Raw genomic sequence first — 18715 nt, 5'->3', positions numbered from 1 at the left:
TGCCGTCTTGCCGATACAGGATGCCCCGACTGTCTCGAAAGCCGAGACGATCGTGGGGTCTTTCGCACGCAGAAGCGTGGAGAATGGCACCGGCCGACGGGGCCTAACGCTCTGCGAGATTTGAGTGTCTCAGAGACGCACCCCGGTCGTAGCAAACGCTTGGGCGACGGGCTCCTGGACCCGATTCAAGACCACCACTCCCGCAATCGCGATCACGATGGCCGCGACGCAGCCAAGAAGAAAAGCCTTCATCCGCAGCCTCCTTCGATCGAAACGTCAAGGTGTTTATACGACACGGCTTGCCGCGAGCAAACTCGTTGATCGCACCAAGGCACAAGCGATCTTATGGGCTCTTGAAGATGGGATCGATGGAAAATCCATCGCCCAACAAGCCTACGGACCGAAGCGCCGCGCTATTCAGGTCGACTTCCAATATCGCAAGAAGAAGCGCAAGCACGATGGCAACGAGGATCAGGAAGGGCGAGGCTTCCCGGGAAATGGGATCTTCCGGCCCATCAAGCGCGCGCAGAGCGCGTAGCCGCGCCATCATCCGCAGAAATGGCCGCGTTGGCCCCTGCATGTCAGTCGTCCTTGACGTGACCAGCAAGAGACTAGTCTTCGGACCACCGGCGTTCAAGCGGAGGAGGGCGAAGTCGGGTTATTGCAATGCACGCTCCGGAACGGAAGGCCGTGTTGCCCGGTTGAGTACACGCACCGGAGGATCCGACGTGAAATTGCCAACAACGATCTTGTGCTTCGCAGCACTCTGCTTCTTCCAGAGCGCCTCCGCCCAACCCGCGCAAACCAACTCATCTGCGCCACCAAGCCCTCCCGAGGAGAAGGGTCAACCACAGCCGCAAGGCTGGACGGGCCCAATCAATACAGGTTCGGGTGGCGCGCCCGCCGAGAGTCCCCAAGGTCAGAGTCCGCCTGGAATGCAGGCCGCGCCTCACGGATCGTCCAAGAGCACGACGGCACCAGCCAAGTAGATCGGTTCGGATATTCTCCTCAGTCCGCTGTTCTGGCAATCTGAGAGCGTGAACGTGACGCGGCGAGGGTCAATGAAACTACCTTTCTGCGCGGGCGGCGCCGCAGCATTGTGGGCCATCTTTGCCGTATCATCCGTGCACGCCGACATGGCGGGACACGGCGGCCCCGTGCGGGCTCTTGCTATTTCCCCCGATGGGAACGGACTCTTGTCCGGCAGCTTCGACTCAGCCGCCATTCGGTGGTCGCTAAAGGCGGAGCCAGCGGAGGAGGTGCTGCGGTATCATGCTGATGCAGTCAATGCCGTCGCCTTTCTGAGCGACGGCCGCATGGTCACGGCGGGTGCCGATGCACGAATTGCGGTCTGGATGGCGGGCAGGCGGCAGCCGGACCGGGTGTTCGAGGGACACGTCGGTCCAATCGTCGCACTCGCGGTCTCTCCCGACGGCGCGCTGCTCGCGTCGGCTTCATGGGATCGGACGGTGCGGCTCTGGTCGCTGTCGGACGGCGTGTCGCGCGTGCTCGAAGGGCACTCGCAGAACGTCAACGGCGTCGCCTTCACGCCCGACGGGAGGTCGCTCGTCAGCGCCGGCTATGACCTTACGTTGCGCATCTGGCGGTTGTCGGACGGCCAGCCTGAAGTCGTAACGTTGCCGGCTCCGCTCAACGTGGTGGCCGTGGCGCCGGACGGTGAAATCGTCACAGGCGGGATCGACGGCATGCTGCGGATGCTGACCATGGACGGCAAGGTCAACGGCGAGGTATCGGCCGGCCCAACACCAGTGGTGGCCTTGGCGATGTCGGCCGACGGCAAGCTGATTGCCGCGGCCAGCATCGGAGGCACAGTGGCTATCATCGATCGCAAGTCGCGCAGCCTGCTACGCACGCTGGTCGGGCCTGGGCTGCCGGTGTGGTCGGTTGCCTTCCTTCCGGATCGCGAGACGCTGATGACGGGGGGCGCGGACGGCAAGATCAGGCGGTGGAATGCACGCACTGGCGATCCCGTCGGCTCGAGTCTGATGGGCTCACCGGCCGATCCGCTTGCTGCCTATGCCGGCGATCATGGCGCCGACGTATTCCGGGCGTGTGTTGCCTGTCACACGCTGTCGGACAAGGAGGTCCAGCGCGCAGGCCCGACCCTTGCCGGATTGTTTGGCCGTAAGATCGCATCGCTGCCGGGCTACCGCTTCTCCGATGCCCTGAAGACGATGGACATCGTCTGGACGCCGGAGACGGTTGCAAAGCTGTTCGAGGTTGGACCGAACGCCTACACCCCCGGTACCAAGATGCCGGAGCAGCGCATCGGCTCGCCCGAGGATCGCCGCGCGCTCACCGATTTCCTTGGCCGCGTGACATCGCGATAGCTGCCTCTCAGATCGAATCCCAATTGTCCATCGGAAGATCCCTCATCTCCGGATGTTGCTTGAGGATCTGAATGACGTCGATGCTGGGGTGCTCCTTGAGCGCTTCCGCGACGCAGTGATTGACGTATTTGCGACGCGACAGCCATGCGATCTTCTTGCCCTTGGCCTCGGCTTTGCAGGCGGCGATCGCCTGTTTCACGGCAACCTTTTGTGCCTTGGTCAGTGGAGGAGCGGCAGCTTCGGCCGCTGCGCCGGCGAAAGCGATGGAGATCAAGCACGTCGACAGAGCTGTGATCAAACGAGACATGGTGATGCTCCCCCTGGTTTCCTGCCCCTGCGTAGATGTCTGGTGGTCTTGTCTAGTCCTTGCCCTCGCGCTGACGTAGGTAGTCGTCCGTGGTTCGCGGTGGCGTGCGTTCGGGAACGCCCTTGAACGGATTGAACTGCTGCTCGCTCATGACGATGACGCGGCAGTCGGCGCACATCCTGAGCGCCTCGATCCGTTTGTCGCCGGCGGGATACATCCAGTGCCGCCCCTCGAGCTTGGCGGCGATCCGGTCGATCGTGCTTTTGACGCCAAAGGCCGCGCCGCAGCGGACACAGAGCGCGGGCTCCTCTTCCTTGATGACCGCGGCGGGTGCGCGGGCGGCGCGGAAATCGATCTGCGGCTTGAGCGTGATGACCTTTTCCGGACAGGTGGTCTGGCACAGGCCGCACTGCACGCAGGCATCCTCGATGAATTTCAGCACGGGCCGCTCGGGGTCGTCGCGCAGCGCGCCGGTCGGGCAGGCGGAGACACACGAGAGACACAGCGTGCAGCCGCCCGTGTCGACGCTGATCGCGCCGACTGGTGCGCCCTGCGGCAGCGCAATCACGTCCACCGGCTTTGGCGCAAGGCGATGCAGCTCGCTGAGGCCGAAGCGCAGGAGGTCGCGCCGCTTGCCGACGGTCTTGAAGGTCGCCGGTGTTGCGACCGCCGCAAGCATGCCGATGCCGGTCAGATGGCCGCCGAGCCCGTCAGGGTCGTCGGTCTCGATCGTGGCGACGCGCTGGCCCTCAAATCCGAGACCGCCAAGGATCGCATCGGCAATGCCGATCGTCTGCGATAGTCCGGTCACATCGTGGCGCGGCTTTGCCCGCAGCAGGAAGCGCACGGCTGTTACGCCATATGCGAATGCGCCGACGATCGCTTCCAGCCCGACCTGCGTGAGTTCGTTGACGACAAAGGGAAGCACGTTCGCCGGAAGACCGTCGCCATGTCGTGCCAGAGCATCGATCAGCGGTGTGCCGTGCGGGCCGTCATGGAACAGCAGCACCGCGTTGGCGCCGCCGGCTTCGTGGTAGGCGAGCAGCATGGCGCGAATTCGTTGAAGCTGCGTATCGGCAGGCGGCAATGTGTAAGATGCAGCGCCGGTCGGGCAGGCGGCGGCGCATTGCCCACAGCCCGCGCAGATGTTCGGGTCAACAGCGACATGATCGCCGGCGGGCGTGATTGCGCCGGTCGGGCAGAGATCGAGGCAGCGATGGCACCCCGTGCGCTTCGAGCGCGAATGGGCGCAAAGACCGGGCGTAACGTCGACATATTTCGGCTTGTCGAAGCTGCCGACGAGATCGCGTGCGGCGAGCACGGCACGCAGCACCGCGGCGGGATCGTTCGGGTCGGCGCGGAGATACCCATCGCGCACGTCGTGTGCGGGAAACAGTGGCATTCCGCCCGAAAGGTCCAGCACGATATCGCAGTGCGACGTCACTCCGTTTCGGGGAGGGTCAAGCATGAAGCGATCGCGCGAGGAGGGGCGGGGCCTGGCATAGTCGTCGATCGTGAGCTCGAAGGCGCCAAAGTGTCCTTTTGCGGAGCGGATGGTGCCCCTCACGATCGGGAAGACCGTTGCCGCCTGCGGCACGGTGTCACTGATCTGCTTCAGCATGACCGTGACGTCGAGGTGATCCGCAAGCAGCCGGCCGGCCTCGATCGCGGCTTCGTCGCGCCCATAGATCAGGATCACGCCGTCGCTCGACAGGGTGACCAGCGGATAGTCGGGCGCCGGGATGGAGGCGGCCACCAACAGGGCGGCCATTTTCGCGCCGGTGCGCGCCCCTTCGTGTGACCAGCCGGCCGTCTCGCGGATATTGACAAAGCTGATCGCCTTGGCCCGTTCGCCCGCCTCGTGCGAAAACTGCGCGGCCTGCTGCGTGCAGGCGACCGTCAGCGGGCCAGTCTCCGCGGCTGCCTTGCGGAAATGATCGAGTTCGGGCCCGCAGAGATGGCGAAAGCCTCTGATCTCGCTGTTCGGACATCCGCGCCGGATCGCGGCCATGTCGAGACGCATCGTGTCTTCGCACGAGCAGATCAGGACGGTCTTCGATGGCTGTTCCAGGTTGACCCCTCCGCCATTCGGGCGCCGACGACGGACTCGCGCCGACCCTTCGCCTCGTATAGACATTATTCATCGGGAAGAAAAGGAAAGCGGAGGACGGCCTGACGTCGACCCCTGTCAGCCACGTTTCCGTGGCGGAACCGATCCATCTGCCGCCGCCGTTCACATTGGTGCGGTTGCGCGAGAGTGGCAACGCTTTTGCCCAAGCATGCCGCATTGCACCGGAGAGTGGCGCCGGCACGCTCGTCTACGTTGGGCGCTTTGACCTGGCGGAGTTCGCCGTGGTGCTCGAGCCGGCTGAGCCGCTGCGCAGCGCGCGACGCGCGTTCTACGCCGGCATGGTCGCGCTCACCGATGCCCTGCGCGCCTACGCGCCGCCGAGCAAGTCGATCGCGATCGGCTGGCCGGACGCCGTCTGGATCGACGGAGGCCTGGTCGGCGGCGGCCGCATGGGGTGGCCTCTCGCGGCCGTTGAGGAGGAGCCGTCGCCGTGGCTGGTGTTCGGCGCGATGATCCGGACGATTGCCATGAATGACGACGAGCCTGGTGTTCATCCGCTCGCCTCGGCGCTCGACCTGGAAGGCTTTGGTGAGGCCGGCGCGGCGCAGATCACAGAGAGCTTTGCCCGGCACCTGATGCTGGCATTCGATGGCTGGCAGGCGGACGGTTTTGACGGCGTCGCGCGCGAATATCTGTCCCGCATGCCGCGCGAGCGGCAGACCGTTCAGCGCATCGATGATCGCGGCGATCTCCTCACGCGCCGGATCGGGATCGGCGCGATCGAGCGTGGCGACCTCGTGCAGGCGCTCGCGACCCCATCCTGGCTCGATCCGGCACTCGGGGGGCCGCGGCTGTGAAGCTCCTGCGCACCATCGCGCTCGATCCCTCCGACACATTCGTGTTTGATGTGGCGGCGGAGCCGGGCGAATGGGCTGTCTCCGGCGTTTTCCGCTTTTGGGATTGCGATGCTGCGAAGCTCGAGGGAAAGGCGCGCGCGGCTTTTCGCGGCGGTTTCCTCGGGGTGCAATCCTGGGGCTGGTCGACGCTGGCGCAGATCGTTCCGGCCACCGAGGACGATTACCGCAGCCTGGTCGATCTCCTTGCCGGGCAACTGGTCGATCGTTTCGGCGCGCCGGATATGGCGGCCGCGAAGAGCGCCGCAGAGGAGGAGGTAGCGTTTTCGCAGTCGCTCTGCAGCCATCCGATCAGCTCCCTTGTTGCGGTGCACCGGGCCGTAAGCGACGGCGAGGTTCGCGAGTCCTTCCGCCGACTGCAACTGCGCGAAGGGCAGGGGCACGGCAAGGCGTTCTCGTTCATGGAAATGGAGGACGACATCGAGCCTGACGGCAATCTCAAGCTTGTGGATCTGGGCCGGAGGCCAACCGCCAGATGAACGATTTCTGGATTGCCTGCGGCCATCATCTGCTCGATCGCGACGAGGGCGGTGGGCTCCGCATTACCGACGAATTCCTCAAGGCCTATTTTGCCCGTCCCGAGCTGATGCCGCCGGAGGATGCGTGTCAGGTCGAACGCCGGCTGCACCGGGAGTTGCTCTCCGATCCGCGCCAACCGGTCAGCGCCGGCGAAATCGCCGGCATTGCCGACCCCGACGCCCGGGAGAACTGGCAGTTCGTGCTGGCCTTTCGCGATCTCCTGTTGCGGCATCCGACGCTCGAAGCCGCTTATCTTGCGACGGTGCGCGCAGGCGCGAACGATCTGCCGCCGCTGTTCGTCAATCAGCTCGTGCACGTCATCCTGCGCAATGCGCTCGACGGTTGCGACGATCCGTTCGTGCTGCGCGCGGCCGAACTGTTCTTCCGCGCCCAGCGGATTCTGCCGCATGAGCAGGCCCTGCTGCTCGGCGACGAGGAGATCGTCGGCGGAATTAGCCCAACTCCGGTGCTCTCGCTGATGTCGATGCTGGGCGCCACGACTGATGCGGTGGTCGATGTCTTGAACGCGGAGAATGTTGCTGCCTATTGGCAGCGCAGCGACCAGTTCGACATGGCCTTCGACCTCACGGCCGACGGTATGGGGCCGACTGCCCTGGCGCAGGTGATGAGGCGCTGGCTCTCTCATCTGCTCGGTCTGGACGTCACGATCGAACCGCTGCGCGCACTGCAGGACGCAAAGCTCACCTGGTATGTCGGGCTCGATGCCGATGCCACAAGGCTCGGTGATCGTCTCTGGCACGGCGAGGAGCTCGACGGGCCCAGCGCCGACCGTGTGCTCGCGCTGTTCCGCCTCACCTTTGTCGATTCAGCGCTCGCGCTCGACGATGTCGAGGACGAGCCGGTCTACCTGATCCTGTCGATGTCGGCGGATCAAAAACTGCGCATGAAGCCCCAGAATCTGCTGACAGGCTTGCCGGTCAAACGTCTGGAGATGGTGACATGAGCCCCGCGGCGCTGCCATTGCTGTCGATTCCGGTCGGTGTCGTGGTGGAGCGGCGCAAGGCCGACTCTCCTTGGGTCGATTTCATCTGGCGTGGCGTCGCCATCCTGCCGGACGAGCCCGCCACGAGACCCTGGACCGTGCTTCGCGAGCAGGACGGCACGACGCTGTTCTATGCCGGAAGCGCGACCGTGGATCTTTATCCGTCCGAGACGGCGCGCTATCGCGACAATCTCGCCTCCGGCAGTCCGAGCATCTGGACCGTGCTGTCGCCTTCGGAAGGCGTGTGGCCCTATGTCGTCACGACCGTTACCGCCGATCCCGCGGAAGGCGAGAGCTTTACCGAGGCTGCCGACAATCTCGTCGAGGCGGTGCCGATGCCGGAGGTGCTGCGGGAGGTGATTGAAAGCTTCGTTGTCGAGCACCATGTCGAGCGGGAGTTCGTCAAGCGCACGCGGCGCCGGGCTGACCCCGAGGCGCTCGCCCGGCGCGAACATGAAGGCGGACAGGAATGAGCGAGGAAGAGTTCCTTGCGCGTTGGTCCCGCCGCAAGCGCGAGTCGCGACCGGAGCCGGCTAAGCCTGCCGAGGCGCAGCCCGCGCCGCCGCCCGAGGCCAAGGATGGTGCAAAGGACGTCGCGAAGGACGGCGAGAGCGAGTTCGACCTCTCAAGCCTGCCATCGATCGACGAGATCAACGCTGCGACCGACGTCACCGCGTTCCTGCGCAAGGGTATTCCGCAGGAGTTGAGCCGTGCGGCCCTTCGCCGCGCCTGGGCGGCCGATCCCGCCATTCGCGACTTCATCGGGCTCGCGGAGAATGCGTGGGACTTCAACGATCCGACCGCGATGTCGGGTTTTGGGCCGCTCGATTGCTCTTCGGAGGAACTGGCCGCACTCGTCGATCGCATCGTCGGCGGGGTGCGTGAGGCAGTCCGATCTCTCCCCGAGGCGCCGGTTGAAACTGCGGATTCTTCAGCGCATTTGCATCAAACCGATTCGACAGCCGTATCCGACGTCGTCGAGCCACCGATCGAGGCGGAATGCCCGGCGATCCCTGTTGCAGCGCAGCCGACGGTGGCGGACAGACCTGCGGATTTTGCCGAGCCCGTCAGGCCGCGTACGCACGGTGGTGCACTGCCGCACTGAGCAGCACGACCAAAGACTATAGGCTTGGGCTATGGGCGGGCGATTGACGGTTCGTGGAACCGGGATTACGCTTCTTCCTAGTGCTTTGTTAGAAAAGCAAAAATCAAGCAGACGGGACTCTTGGATGGGAGGTCCACGTGCGTGATGACGGGCTTGATCGTGCGATCGATGCCGCGGGCGGCATCGCCCAGCTTGCGCGCAAAATCGGCATCAGCCAGCCGTCCGTCTCGAACTGGACGCGCGTGCCCGCACAACGGGTGATTGCGGTCGAAACCGCCACCGGCGTTCCTCGCAACGACCTGCGGCCCGACCTCTACAGCGAACAAGCCGTTTCCTCAGAGCTCGTCGATCCCGTCGATGCTGCGCGGGCGCAGGAATACGCGCTGCTGGCAATGCTGCTGTCTGCGCCGCCGTCGCGACGATTGCTCGACCAGCTTTCCATGTTGACGGGCGACACGACGCCGCTCGGGCGCGCGCATGTTGCGCTGGCTGAGGCGGCCTCAAGCGCTGTCGCGGCGAAAGTCGAGCGCGAATATTTCGACCTGTTCGTCGGGCTCGGCCGCGGCGAATTGCTGCCCTACGCCTCCTATTACCTCACTGGCTTCCTCAACGAACGGCCATTGTCGCGCCTGCGTGCGGACCTGGCGGGGCTCGGCATCGAGCGGGTTGCCAACAACTCCGAACCTGAGGATTCCGCCGCCATCCTGTGCGAGATCATGTCGGGCCTTGCCGACGGACGCTTCGGCGTCTCGCCCGATGCCCAGCGCGCCTTCTTCGAAAAACATGTGTCGCCCTGGATGGCGCGGCTGTTCGCCGACATCGAGAGTGCCGGGAACGCCCGTTTCTATCGGGCGGTCGGCGCGCTCGGTCGCACCTTCATCGGGATCGAGACGGAAGCATTCACATTCGCCAACTGATCGACGCGCGTCGGTCCGGGAGAAATGCGATGAGTGAAGAAACCAAAGCCAAGGTCGGACGCCGCGATTTCTTGCGCAAGGTCGGCATCGGTACGGTCGGCGCGGGCGCGACGCTCGCGACGCCGCTGGTCGGCTCCGCGCAAGCGGACAGCGAGAACAACGATGAGAAGCGCAAGGCGCGCTACAAGGAATCCGACCACGTGAAGGCCTATTACCGCGTCAATCGCTACCCGACTTGAGAGGGAGGCCGCCCGTGCTTATCAAGCGAACCCACCAGAATTCCAATCGCCGCGGTTCTGTCGCGAACACCCTTGCAAGCCAGACTACCGGTCTCGATCGCCGTACCTTCCTGCGCCGGTCCGGTCTTGCGGGTGGCGCGCTCGCAGCCCTCGGCACCCTGCCGGTTTCAGGCGTGCGCAAGGCGGAAGCGGCCGTGGCGGGTCCGCTGACCGCCGGCGCCGCCGTCAAGAAGAGCATCTGCACGCATTGCTCGGTCGGATGCACCGTGACCGCGGAAGTATTGAACGGGGTTTGGATTGGCCAGGAGCCGAGCTGGGAGTCCCCCATCAATCGCGGATCTCATTGCGCGAAGGGCGCTTCGGTGCGCGAGCTGGTGCACAGCGAGCGGCGTCTGCGCTATCCGATGAAGCTCGTGAATGGGCAATGGACGCGCGTCTCCTGGGACACCGCGATCAACGAGATCGGCGACAAGATCTTCGAGGTTCGCGAAAAATCGGGGCCGGATTCCGTCTATTGGCTCGGCTCGGCCAAGATGACCAATGAAGGCTCGTATCTGTTCCGCAAGCTCGGGGCGTTCTGGGGCACCAACAACACCGATCATCAGGCACGCATCTGCCATTCCACCACCGTCACCGGCGTCGCCAACACCTGGGGCTACGGCGCGATGACGAACAGCTACAACGATATTCGCAATGCCAAGACCCAGATGATCATGGGTGGCAATCCGGCCGAGGCGCATCCGGTTTCGTTGCAGCATTTGCTCGAGGGCAAGGAGCTGCAAAAGGCCAACTTCATCGTCATCGACCCGCGCATGACGCGCACCGCCGCGCACGCGACGGAATACGTGCGGATGCGTCCGGGTACCGACATTCCCGTGCTCTATGGCATCATGTGGCACATCCTCCAGAACGGCTGGGAGGACAAGGAATTCATCAAGCAACGCGTCTACGGCTTCGACGATCTCCGCAAGGAAGTGGAGAAATGGAATCCGCAAGAGGTCGAGCGCGTCACCGGCATTCCCGGCGAACAGCTCAAGCGGGTGGCTAAGATGTTCGCCACCGAGAAGCCGTCGACGCTGATCTGGGCCATGGGCCAGACCCAGAAGACCGTCGGCACCGCCAATGTGCGGGCGAGCTGCATCCTGCTGCTCATGACCGGCAATGTCGGCGGACCGGGCATGGGCGCCAACATCTTCCGCGGCCACGATAACGTGCAGGGCGCGACCGATGTCGGGCTCGATATCGTGACGCTGCCGTTCTACTACGGCCTTGCAGAAGGCGCCTGGAAGCACTGGTCGCGGGTCTGGGAAGTCGACTACGAGTTCCTGAAGTTGCGCTTTGATTCCAAGCAGATCATGGAAACTCCTGGCATTCCGCTGACCCGCTGGTTCGAGGCGGTGACGCTGCCGAAAGATCAAGTCGCTCAGAAGGACAACGTGCGGGCCGTGTTCGTTCAGGGACACGCCAGCAACAGCATCACCCGCATTCCGGAGTCTCTCAAGGGCCTGAAGGCGCTGGACCTGCTTGTCATTGCCGACCCGCATCCCACGACCTGGGCGTCGCTGGCGGTGGAGGCTGGCCGCAAGGACGGCATCTACATTCTTCCGGTGGCCACGCAATTCGAGTGCAAGGGATCTCGCGTCGCCTCGAACCGCTCGCTGCAATGGGGCGAGCAGATCGTGAAGCCGATATTCGAATCCAAGGATGATCTCGAGGTCATCTATCTCATGGCCAAGAAACTCGGCTTCGCCGACCAGATGTTCAAGAAGATCAAGGTCGAGAACAACCTGCCTGAAGCAGAAGACGTGCTGCGCGAGATGAACCGCGGCAGCTGGTCGACCGGCTATTGCGGCCAGTCGCCGGAGCGGCTCAAGGCGCACATGAAGAACCAAGCAAAGTTCGACATGCTGACGATGCGCGCGCCGAAGGACGATCCCGAAGTCGGTGGCGATTATTACGGCCTGCCGTGGCCGTGCTGGGGCTCGCCGGAAGTCAGGCATCCCGGCACGCCGCTGCTCTACAACACCAATCTCGCGGTGATGGACGGCGGCGGCACGTTCCGACCACGCTTCGGTATCGAGCGCGAGGAGAAGCTGCCGGACGGAACCACGCGCAAGGTCAGCATGCTGGCCGACAAATCCTATTCCAAGGATTCCGAGATCCAGGACGGCTATCCCGAATTCACGCTGGCGAGCCTGAAGAAGCTCGGCTGGGACACCGATCTCACCGAAACGGAGATGGTCACGATCATGAAGGTCAATCCGACCAATCCGGATTCGGTGTCGTGGTCGCTCGATCTCTCGGGGGGCATCCAGCGGGTCGCGCTCAAGCACGGCTGCGTGCCTTACGGCAATGGCAAGGCTCGCATGAACGCATTCGGACTGCCTGATCCGATTCCGGTCCATCGCGAGCCGATCTACACGCCACGCGTCGACCTCGTCGAGAAATATCCGACGCTGCCCGATGCCAAGCAGTTCCGCATGCCCAATATCGGCTTCTCGGTGCAGAAGGCTGCCGTGGAAAAGGGGATTGCCAAGCAGTTCCCGCTCATCCTCTCCTCGGGCCGTCTGGTCGAGTATGAGGGCGGTGGCGAGGAGACGCGGACCAATCCGTGGCTTGCCGAACTGCAGCAGGACATGTTCATCGAGATCAATCCGGCCGATGCTGCCGATCGCGGTGTCAAGGATGGCGGCTGGGTCTGGGTCACGGGCGCCGAGAACAATTCCAGGGCGAGGATGAAGGCGCTCGTCACTGAGCGCGTCGGCAAGGGCGTCGCCTGGATGCCTTTCCATTTCGGAGGCTGGCTGGGAGGCAAGGATCTTCGCAGCGCCTACCCGAAAGGGACCGATCCGATCGTTCTTGGCGAAAGCGCGAACACCATCACCACCTACGGATACGATCCCGCGACCGGCATGCAGGAGCCCAAGGTCACGCTTTGCCAGATCGCGGCGGCATAAGGAGCAACGACGATGGCACGTATGAAATTCCTCTGCGACGCCGACCGTTGCATCGAATGCAATGCCTGCGTCACCGCTTGCAAGAACGAGCATGAGGTGCCCTGGGGCATCAACCGGCGCCGCGTGGTCACCATCAATGACGGCAAGCCGGGCGAGCGCTCGATCTCGATGGCCTGCATGCATTGCACCGACGCGCCCTGCGCGGCGGTGTGCCCGGTGAACTGCTTCTACACCACCGCCGATGGCGTGGTCCTGCATTCCAAGGATCTCTGCATCGGCTGCGGGTATTGCTTCTACGCTTGTCCGTTCGGCGCGCCGCAATATCCGAAGGTCGGAAACTTCGGCTCGCGCGGCAAGATGGACAAATGCACCTACTGCGCCGGCGGCCCGGAGGCCGACGGAAGCAAGGAGGAATACGAGAAGTACGGCGCGAACCGCCTCGCCGAGGGCAAGCTGCCGCTGTGTGCCGAAATGTGCTCGACCAAGTCGTTGCTTGCGGGCGACGGCGAGATCATCGCCCAGATCTACAAGGAGCGCGTCTTGAAGCGCGGCTACGGCTCGGGCGCGTGGGGCTGGAAGACCGCGTATCGCGAGACGATCGAGTCCTGAAATGGACAATCGAAGGGCGCACAACACCGGGAGGACGTGATGGCGTCAATTGAAAGGATCATTCGCCTGGCTTTCGGCGCGTGCGCGCTGCTCCTCTTGGCCATGGCGGCGCCCGCAACTGCTCAGCAGGTCAATCCGACCGCGAGTGCGGTCAAGGAGCAGCAGCTTTTGCAGGAGCTCAACCGGATCCAGGGGCGCGTCAGCATTCCCGATCAGCGGTCGGGCGTTCTCGAGCAGCCGCAGGGGCGGGAATGGCGTGAGTTCCGCAACGTGACATTGCGCTGGGTCGGGGGCGTTGCCATCCTTGGCATGATCGCGATCATCGTGATCTTCTATCTCTCCGTCGGGATGGTACGTCTCGAAGCCGGACGGTCGGGCCGCACCATCGTGCGCTTCAACATGTTTGAACGCTTCGTGCACTGGATGACCGCGAGTTGCTTCATTGTCCTGGCCATTTCCGGGCTGAACATCACGTTCGGCCGGCCATTGCTGCTGCCGCTGATCGGCTTCGAAGCTTTCTCCGAATGGTCGCAATGGGCCAAGTACGCCCACAACTATCTGAGCTTCCCCTTCACCATCGGCGTCGTCCTGATCTTCCTGATGTGGATCGGCGGCAATATCCCGAACAAGGTGGATGTCGATTGGGCGAGGCGCGGCGGCGGCCTGATCGGTCACGATCATCCGCCGGCTTATCGCTTCAATGCCGGCCAGAAGATGATCTACTGGATCGTCGTGATCGGCGGCGGCTTGGTTGCAATCACCGGGTACGCGCTCATGTTCCCGTTCTATATGACCGGGATCGAGGCCATGCAGATGGCCCAGATCGTCCACTCCATTGTGGCCGTACTGTTTGTCGCGGCGATGATCGGGCACATCTATATTGGCACGATCGGAATGGAAGGTGCGTTCGAGGCGATGGGCTCAGGCGAGGTCGACGTCAACTGGGCGCGCGAGCACCATAGCCTCTGGTTCGACCAGGAGACGGCACGAGCGGGGCCCGACGACGGACAGTCACGACCCGCAACCGAGGCGGCAGAGTAAGACGGACAGCCGCGAAAGCGGGTGGTTCGCTCTATTGCGCCGGTTCTTTCGCAAACAAGATCGAACGGTCCTGCATCTCCTGTTCAGGGAGCTTGTTCGCCTGACCTGTCTGCAATTCTTGGATGGATGGCATGCCGTTCTGATCGAACAGTGCGTGCGATCTGAGCATGCTGCTGGCCGCTCCGGCGAGAAGCAAGGCTGCAATGAGCGAGAGCAAGAGGCGTTTCATGCGCATCTCCGTCTGCCATGTCCACCCAGCACGACGGATACACGTATATTGTCTTGCGCAATGTGAGCCACTTCACAGCTAGCGGTTCCGAAGTCATCGACGCGTCTCGTCCAACGAAGCCGGAAGTACGAAGCGAGGAAACGGGAAGAGCCCGATCAGACTCGCGCGAATACGTTCGGCGCTGTCTGTTGTGATGCGACTTTGGTCGTGATGAGAGCCGGAATCAGGGTCTAAGCTGCGATGTTTGCCGCTGTGCAAGTGGCCGTATGGCCTCGCTCTCGTGGGCGGGATGTGGGCACCGGTAGACCCCAAAGGATCCATCGAAGGCAATTGGCGCCTGTCGAAGGCGGGCTAGAGAGGACACGGCACGCTTGCGGCGAATAGGCGTTGCGCATCCATGCTGGTCTTTGATTCAGGCAGCATGGTGATCAGAAATGCACTAACTTGGGAATCGTTCGCGTGCGATATCTCGTTGCTCGTGGCTTTCGCGCACGCGACGCCGATGGTCGTCTGTCTCCCGAGCGCCGTGCTTCCGCCCTTCGTACTCTCTCCCGGAGCCGCTTCAATTGAGCGAGCAGGTTAACGAGCTCGATCGCTGTATGATGCAGAACAGCCAGGCTGCAAACCCCAGTACTCACTATAACACCCCAACAGGCCTTGCCGAATCCGTGACGGGAAGATCGAATTTGTGACGACGTGACAATAATTTCTAAGCAATGGATCCCGGAGTCGTCCGTTCGCTTTACGACGATACGCAGAAATATTTTCGAGCACTCTAGTGCATTGCATCAAAATGCTTGCATCGGAAAAGGGAGTTTGGACGCGCGCTTTGAAATGGCCCTGGCATTACTTCAGCGCGAAGGAGCCGCACGAAGGATATCCACCGTCCGGACGATTGATTCTTCGACCCAGGCCTCGCGGGCGAACCAGTTGTGATTGGCCTCACAGATTGGGCAAAGAGTATTGCCGAAAAACACGATGCTCCGCAGGAAAGTCTCGCGATCGGATTTGATGCCGGTAGGAATCGCGCGACCCGTTTGCGGACACTCGACCATGACCATACCCATGTGACCCTCCCAGAAACATACTGCTGAAAAAGGGGCCGGTCGGCTGGAGTGCGCTCTCGTCGGTGCGGGTTACTTGGGGGGGCATCGCACCTGGGGTCGTTGTCGAGCAAAGGGCAGCTTGCTCGTGACGACGCTTCTCCAACCGACCGGATTCCTGCTTGGCGAATTCTCGGGATACCGCCGGCTTAGCCGGCAGGCCTATGAAATGAGGCTTTCGGCTTCAACCGAAGGCTTCTGGGAGGCCCTCACAATTAGCATGTCCAAATCCCTGCGGCTTCGTGCCAAATATTCTGCTAAATATCTTCCTCTTGACGGACAGATCGGCCAACCGGATCACTGGTCTCACTCCCCCTCACGCAACTCGTTAACATTATCTTTTCGCATTTAATGCGCGATTAAATTCGTGTTGTCGGTCCGGTTTGCGACTCTCGGTCGATTTATTTTGTGGGCTGTCGCGGCGGGGTGTCGTCATCGAAAAGGTCGGGCCCTTCGCACGCTCGGCCCATCCCTCACTACCTGCCATCAGTCCGGTGCGCGCCGCCAATTAGCTTTGGTAACGGGTGGTCAGGTTCGGTTCAAATATGAAATAAATTTTGATTATATGGCACTGTTGTAAATATCGTTGTTAATTGCTGCCGATCACGTAAGCTAAGCTCGTCCAGGTTTCGTTCGGCTGGAGGAGACAATGTGGGATTTAACTCTTAGCGAGTACGATTTCGCCCCCGATGCGCCGCAGTTGGCCCAGATGCGCGCGGATTTGATAGGCATTGGCGAGAAGGAGCGCATTCTGCGAGAACGCAGTGCCGATCGCGAAGCCTATCGGTACCTCCTGGATGCTCATCGGTTGAGCGCGAGCGCACTTTCTTTGAGAGCAGGTGTTGAACATTTCTCCGGAGGGAGGGGGTAGGGCGGCCAGCTGTGGCATGACGGACCGGATTGTCGCTTCGAAACGAGGCCGATTGGGTCACTTGTGCCCGGCAGACGGGAATTGCTGCGCCGCGGATGGTTCGGATTGACTTCGTGGGCTGCCGAGGCCGCGACGATAGCATCCCAGGCGCTGTCGTCGCTTCGTCGGTACAGCGAGGCAGATGTCTTCACATTGGTTGGAGCCGTGCTGGAAAGATCGTCGGCAGAGATGGTGTTGAGACCGGCTTCGGACGCAGTGTTCGCACTGCTGGACGGTCGATCAGTGCTCTTCAGCGGAGCAGGGCAGAAGATCTTTGAACTGGACCGAATAGGGGCATTCATCTGGTGTAAGCTGGCGCAAGGCGCCTCTCTGGAAGACGCCTGTAAGGGGCTTGGGACGCTAGGCGTTGACGAGCACACGGCGCGCCAGTTCACGCGACAGGTCGTAGATGCCTGGATCGATCGAGCGTTGCTCGAGGTCGACTGGCAAATGCGGACCGATTGTGCCTTCTCAGCGGTACTGGGCCGGCACCGAATAGGGGTCCGAGCTGCAAATCGGGACCTGTTGGGGCGGCTGCGCTCGCTGTTTTGTGTTTCAGACCAGAGCGCCGGCGGCGATGACGACATTGCGATCGAGGCAATGATGCTGGACGAGCAAGTGATCTTGCGCGGAGAGGATTCCAGCATCTCCAGATGTCAAGTCGAGGCTCTGGCCCCAACGATCAAAGCTCACATCACCGAGCGGCTTATTCGAAGCGATCGCTGGACCTTCTCCCTTCATGCCGCTTCTCTTGTGAAGGACGGTATGGGCCTGTTGTTGTGCGGCCAACCGGGAGCTGGAAAGTCTACCCTCTCATTGCAGTTGGTGGATGCCGGACTTCGGTACGCCGGCGATGACGTTGCGCTGGTTGGCGCGGACGGAGCGATCTGCGGCATCCCGTTTGCACTCACCCTCAAGGAGGGATCGTGGGATTTGCTCTCGCGACTACATGGCGGCCGGTACGATGCGACGCATTGCCGCTCCGACGGCGTTCTGGTGCGATACGTACCCATTGCGGATGCGTACCGCCAGAGCTTTTCCGCAAGCTGGATTATCTTCTTGAACCGTGTCGCGAGCGGTCCGGCCGAACTAACCGCGATAGATCGACTGGATTCGATGAAGCGGCTCATCGATAACGCGTTTGCTGCTGACGGAAGACTTTCGCAGGCCGGCTTTTTCGCCTTGAAGCGGATCATCGCGGGCGCGCGCTCGCTTCAACTCACCTATTGCGAGGCCGCGGAGGCTCGGCGCGTGCTTATGGATCTATGCAATGGCAAGGCATAGCGCGGCGCTGACGAGCCTCTGCAATTGCCTGCGAGGCATGCCACCTGTCGATGTCGAGTGGACGTCCGTAATCGCGCTCGCAAATCAGACACTGACGACGCCGGCGCTCATCGATTTTGTCGACAAATTTGCACCGATCCTTTCGGAGGACGTCTGCGGATATATTCGCCAGATCCACCGCCGGAACGTGCTGCGGAACAATCGGCTCGTCGCTCAACTCGAAGAAGCCGTCATTGCGATGAACGACCTGGGAATTACGCCAATCATGCTCAAGGGGGCATCGACACTGGTGACCGCGCCCGAGGAGCGACGAGGCGTTCGGCTAATGTCTGACCTGGATATTATGGTTATGCCGGACGACGCCAGATTGGCGGTCTCCGCCCTATGCGCAATTGGCTACGATGTAGACTATGAGACCCCTCCTGAAAGCCCTAGATGGCATGTCGAGCTAAATCGCTCGCAGGATGTCGGGACCATCGACCTGCAGCGGGCAGCTCCAGGTCCTGCGTACCTCTACCAGAGCTTCGGGCACCCGCTGAACCATTGTGTGCCGGCGCCGCTGGGGCGCGGACGCGTGTATATCCCCGCGCCCACCTACCGGGCGCTCATGTTGATCATCCATGATCAATTTCAAGACTACGGTTATTGGCTGGGCGATCTCGATCTGCGGCACCTTGTGGAATTGCGCGATATGAGCAATTCTGCTGAGGGCCTGGATTGGAAAGAGCTTGCCTCTCTTGTGTCAGGCGAATTGATGAAGAACGCGGTTGAAACTCAGCTGTTCGCTCTTTCTGAGTTGCTTGGCGTCGAGATTCCGCAAGAGTTGCGCTCTCGGCTGATTCCCCGTCTGCAGTTCATGCGACAGTTGATGCAAGCACGATTTCCGGCCACACGCGTGCCCTTCCTCGCAATGATGATGCTGGATCTCGGAAACTACCGGAAGATGGCGAATGACACCATCCAACCCACTGCGCGCCGGCGTGGATTGTGGTCCCTGCCGAGGATGGGAACCCTGCAGTTTCTGTTGAAGGCGGCCGTCGCGGTGCGCGCAGGGAAGGCCTAAAATCACAAGCTTCTCCGTAAAGGCGGCAGCTCCGAAGCGAACGCTTTCCATTGGCCGCGTTCCGAGCGGCTGCCAGCTTCCGTGGATCAAACG

General features: G+C 62.3%; 19 protein-coding genes. 15 read left to right on the top strand and 4 right to left on the bottom strand.

Annotated features, from left to right (window positions below; genetic code table 11):
- Window positions 1-217 precede the first annotated feature (217 nt).
- Both GGD65_RS17110 and GGD65_RS17105 read left to right on the top strand, forming a co-directional pair.
- Window positions 218-538: a hypothetical protein gene (locus tag GGD65_RS17110; protein ID WP_183235987.1), complete on the top strand. Its 321-nt coding sequence runs from the start codon at window positions 218-220 to the stop codon at window positions 536-538.
- 523 nt (window positions 539-1061) lie between these two features.
- Window positions 1062-2351 carry a c-type cytochrome gene (locus GGD65_RS17105; RefSeq protein WP_183235986.1) on the top strand — a complete coding sequence of 430 codons (1290 nt, stop codon included), beginning with the start codon at window positions 1062-1064 and terminating at the stop codon, window positions 2349-2351.
- Between the two features lie 7 nt (window positions 2352-2358).
- Here GGD65_RS17105 and GGD65_RS17100 read toward each other — a convergent pair whose 3' ends face one another.
- Together GGD65_RS17100 and GGD65_RS17095 are read right to left on the bottom strand one after the other, a co-directional pair.
- Window positions 2359-2658, bottom strand: a complete 300-nt coding sequence (locus GGD65_RS17100; RefSeq protein ID WP_038970411.1) for a hypothetical protein — start codon at window positions 2656-2658, stop codon at window positions 2359-2361.
- 52 nt (window positions 2659-2710) lie between these two features.
- On the bottom strand, window positions 2711-4681 hold the full coding sequence (locus tag GGD65_RS17095; RefSeq protein ID WP_183235985.1) for a 4Fe-4S binding protein: 1971 nt from the start codon (window positions 4679-4681) through the stop codon (window positions 2711-2713).
- 179 nt (window positions 4682-4860) lie between these two features.
- Here GGD65_RS17095 and GGD65_RS17090 point away from each other — a divergent pair, with 179 nt between their 5' ends.
- The 10 genes from GGD65_RS17090 to GGD65_RS17045 all read left to right on the top strand — a co-directional run bounded on the left by GGD65_RS17090 (window position 4861) and on the right by GGD65_RS17045 (window position 14033).
- On the top strand, window positions 4861-5586 hold the full coding sequence (locus GGD65_RS17090; protein WP_312017713.1) for a biotin/lipoate--protein ligase family protein: 726 nt from the start codon (window positions 4861-4863) through the stop codon (window positions 5584-5586).
- Window positions 5583-6122 (top strand): DUF6505 family protein, encoded by a 540-nt coding sequence (locus GGD65_RS17085; RefSeq protein ID WP_018316100.1) that lies wholly within the window; start codon window positions 5583-5585, stop codon window positions 6120-6122. Before GGD65_RS17090 ends, GGD65_RS17085 begins: the two co-directional genes overlap by 4 nt.
- Entirely contained in the window at window positions 6119-7126 is a 1008-nt protein-coding gene (locus GGD65_RS17080; protein WP_183235984.1) for a DUF6352 family protein, read from the top strand. The genes GGD65_RS17085 and GGD65_RS17080 overlap by 4 nt, the downstream gene beginning before the upstream one ends.
- Window positions 7123-7638 (top strand): DUF3305 domain-containing protein, encoded by a 516-nt coding sequence (locus GGD65_RS17075; RefSeq protein WP_179731129.1) that lies wholly within the window; start codon window positions 7123-7125, stop codon window positions 7636-7638. Before GGD65_RS17080 ends, GGD65_RS17075 begins: the two co-directional genes overlap by 4 nt.
- Window positions 7635-8270: a DUF3306 domain-containing protein gene (locus GGD65_RS17070; RefSeq protein WP_183235983.1), complete on the top strand. Its 636-nt coding sequence runs from the start codon at window positions 7635-7637 to the stop codon at window positions 8268-8270. Before GGD65_RS17075 ends, GGD65_RS17070 begins: the two co-directional genes overlap by 4 nt.
- A gap of 137 nt (window positions 8271-8407) precedes the next feature.
- Window positions 8408-9187, top strand: coding sequence for a molecular chaperone TorD family protein (locus tag GGD65_RS17065; protein ID WP_179731125.1), 780 nt, complete (start codon window positions 8408-8410; stop codon window positions 9185-9187).
- Window positions 9188-9216: 29 nt separating this feature from the next.
- Window positions 9217-9426, top strand: a complete 210-nt coding sequence (locus GGD65_RS17060; protein WP_026201605.1) for a twin-arginine translocation signal domain-containing protein — start codon at window positions 9217-9219, stop codon at window positions 9424-9426.
- Window positions 9427-9440: 14 nt separating this feature from the next.
- The gene (locus GGD65_RS17055; protein WP_183235982.1) at window positions 9441-12383 is read left to right on the top strand and encodes a formate dehydrogenase subunit alpha; all 2943 of its coding nucleotides are present in this window, start codon (window positions 9441-9443) and stop codon (window positions 12381-12383) included.
- A gap of 12 nt (window positions 12384-12395) precedes the next feature.
- A complete protein-coding gene (gene fdh3B / locus GGD65_RS17050) occupies window positions 12396-12992 on the top strand; it encodes a formate dehydrogenase FDH3 subunit beta (RefSeq protein WP_018316106.1) in 597 nt (198 codons plus the stop codon).
- 39 nt (window positions 12993-13031) lie between these two features.
- Window positions 13032-14033 (top strand): formate dehydrogenase subunit gamma, encoded by a 1002-nt coding sequence (locus GGD65_RS17045; RefSeq protein WP_183235981.1) that lies wholly within the window; start codon window positions 13032-13034, stop codon window positions 14031-14033.
- 31 nt (window positions 14034-14064) lie between these two features.
- Here the strand turns inward: GGD65_RS17045 and GGD65_RS17040 are convergent, their stop codons facing one another.
- A complete protein-coding gene (locus GGD65_RS17040) occupies window positions 14065-14262 on the bottom strand; it encodes a hypothetical protein (protein ID WP_246783314.1) in 198 nt (65 codons plus the stop codon).
- A gap of 851 nt (window positions 14263-15113) precedes the next feature.
- Window positions 15114-15329: a hypothetical protein gene (locus GGD65_RS17035; protein ID WP_179731121.1), complete on the bottom strand. Its 216-nt coding sequence runs from the start codon at window positions 15327-15329 to the stop codon at window positions 15114-15116.
- 685 nt (window positions 15330-16014) lie between these two features.
- Here GGD65_RS17035 and GGD65_RS17030 point away from each other — a divergent pair.
- The 3 genes from GGD65_RS17030 to GGD65_RS17020 all read left to right on the top strand — a co-directional run bounded on the left by GGD65_RS17030 (window position 16015) and on the right by GGD65_RS17020 (window position 18622).
- Entirely contained in the window at window positions 16015-16236 is a 222-nt protein-coding gene (locus GGD65_RS17030) for a hypothetical protein (protein WP_245283133.1), read from the top strand.
- Window positions 16237-16317: 81 nt separating this feature from the next.
- Window positions 16318-17559 (top strand): serine/threonine protein kinase, encoded by a 1242-nt coding sequence (locus tag GGD65_RS17025; RefSeq protein WP_246783313.1) that lies wholly within the window; start codon window positions 16318-16320, stop codon window positions 17557-17559.
- Entirely contained in the window at window positions 17546-18622 is a 1077-nt protein-coding gene (locus GGD65_RS17020) for a nucleotidyltransferase family protein (RefSeq protein WP_246783312.1), read from the top strand. Before GGD65_RS17025 ends, GGD65_RS17020 begins: the two co-directional genes overlap by 14 nt.
- Window positions 18623-18715 lie beyond the last annotated feature (93 nt).

Source organism: Bradyrhizobium sp. CIR18, assembly GCF_014198295.1.
Taxonomy (GTDB): Bacteria; Pseudomonadota; Alphaproteobacteria; order Rhizobiales; family Xanthobacteraceae; genus Bradyrhizobium.
Note: the sequence above shows the minus strand (reverse complement) of the source record. Positions and strands in the feature narration are given on the sequence as shown.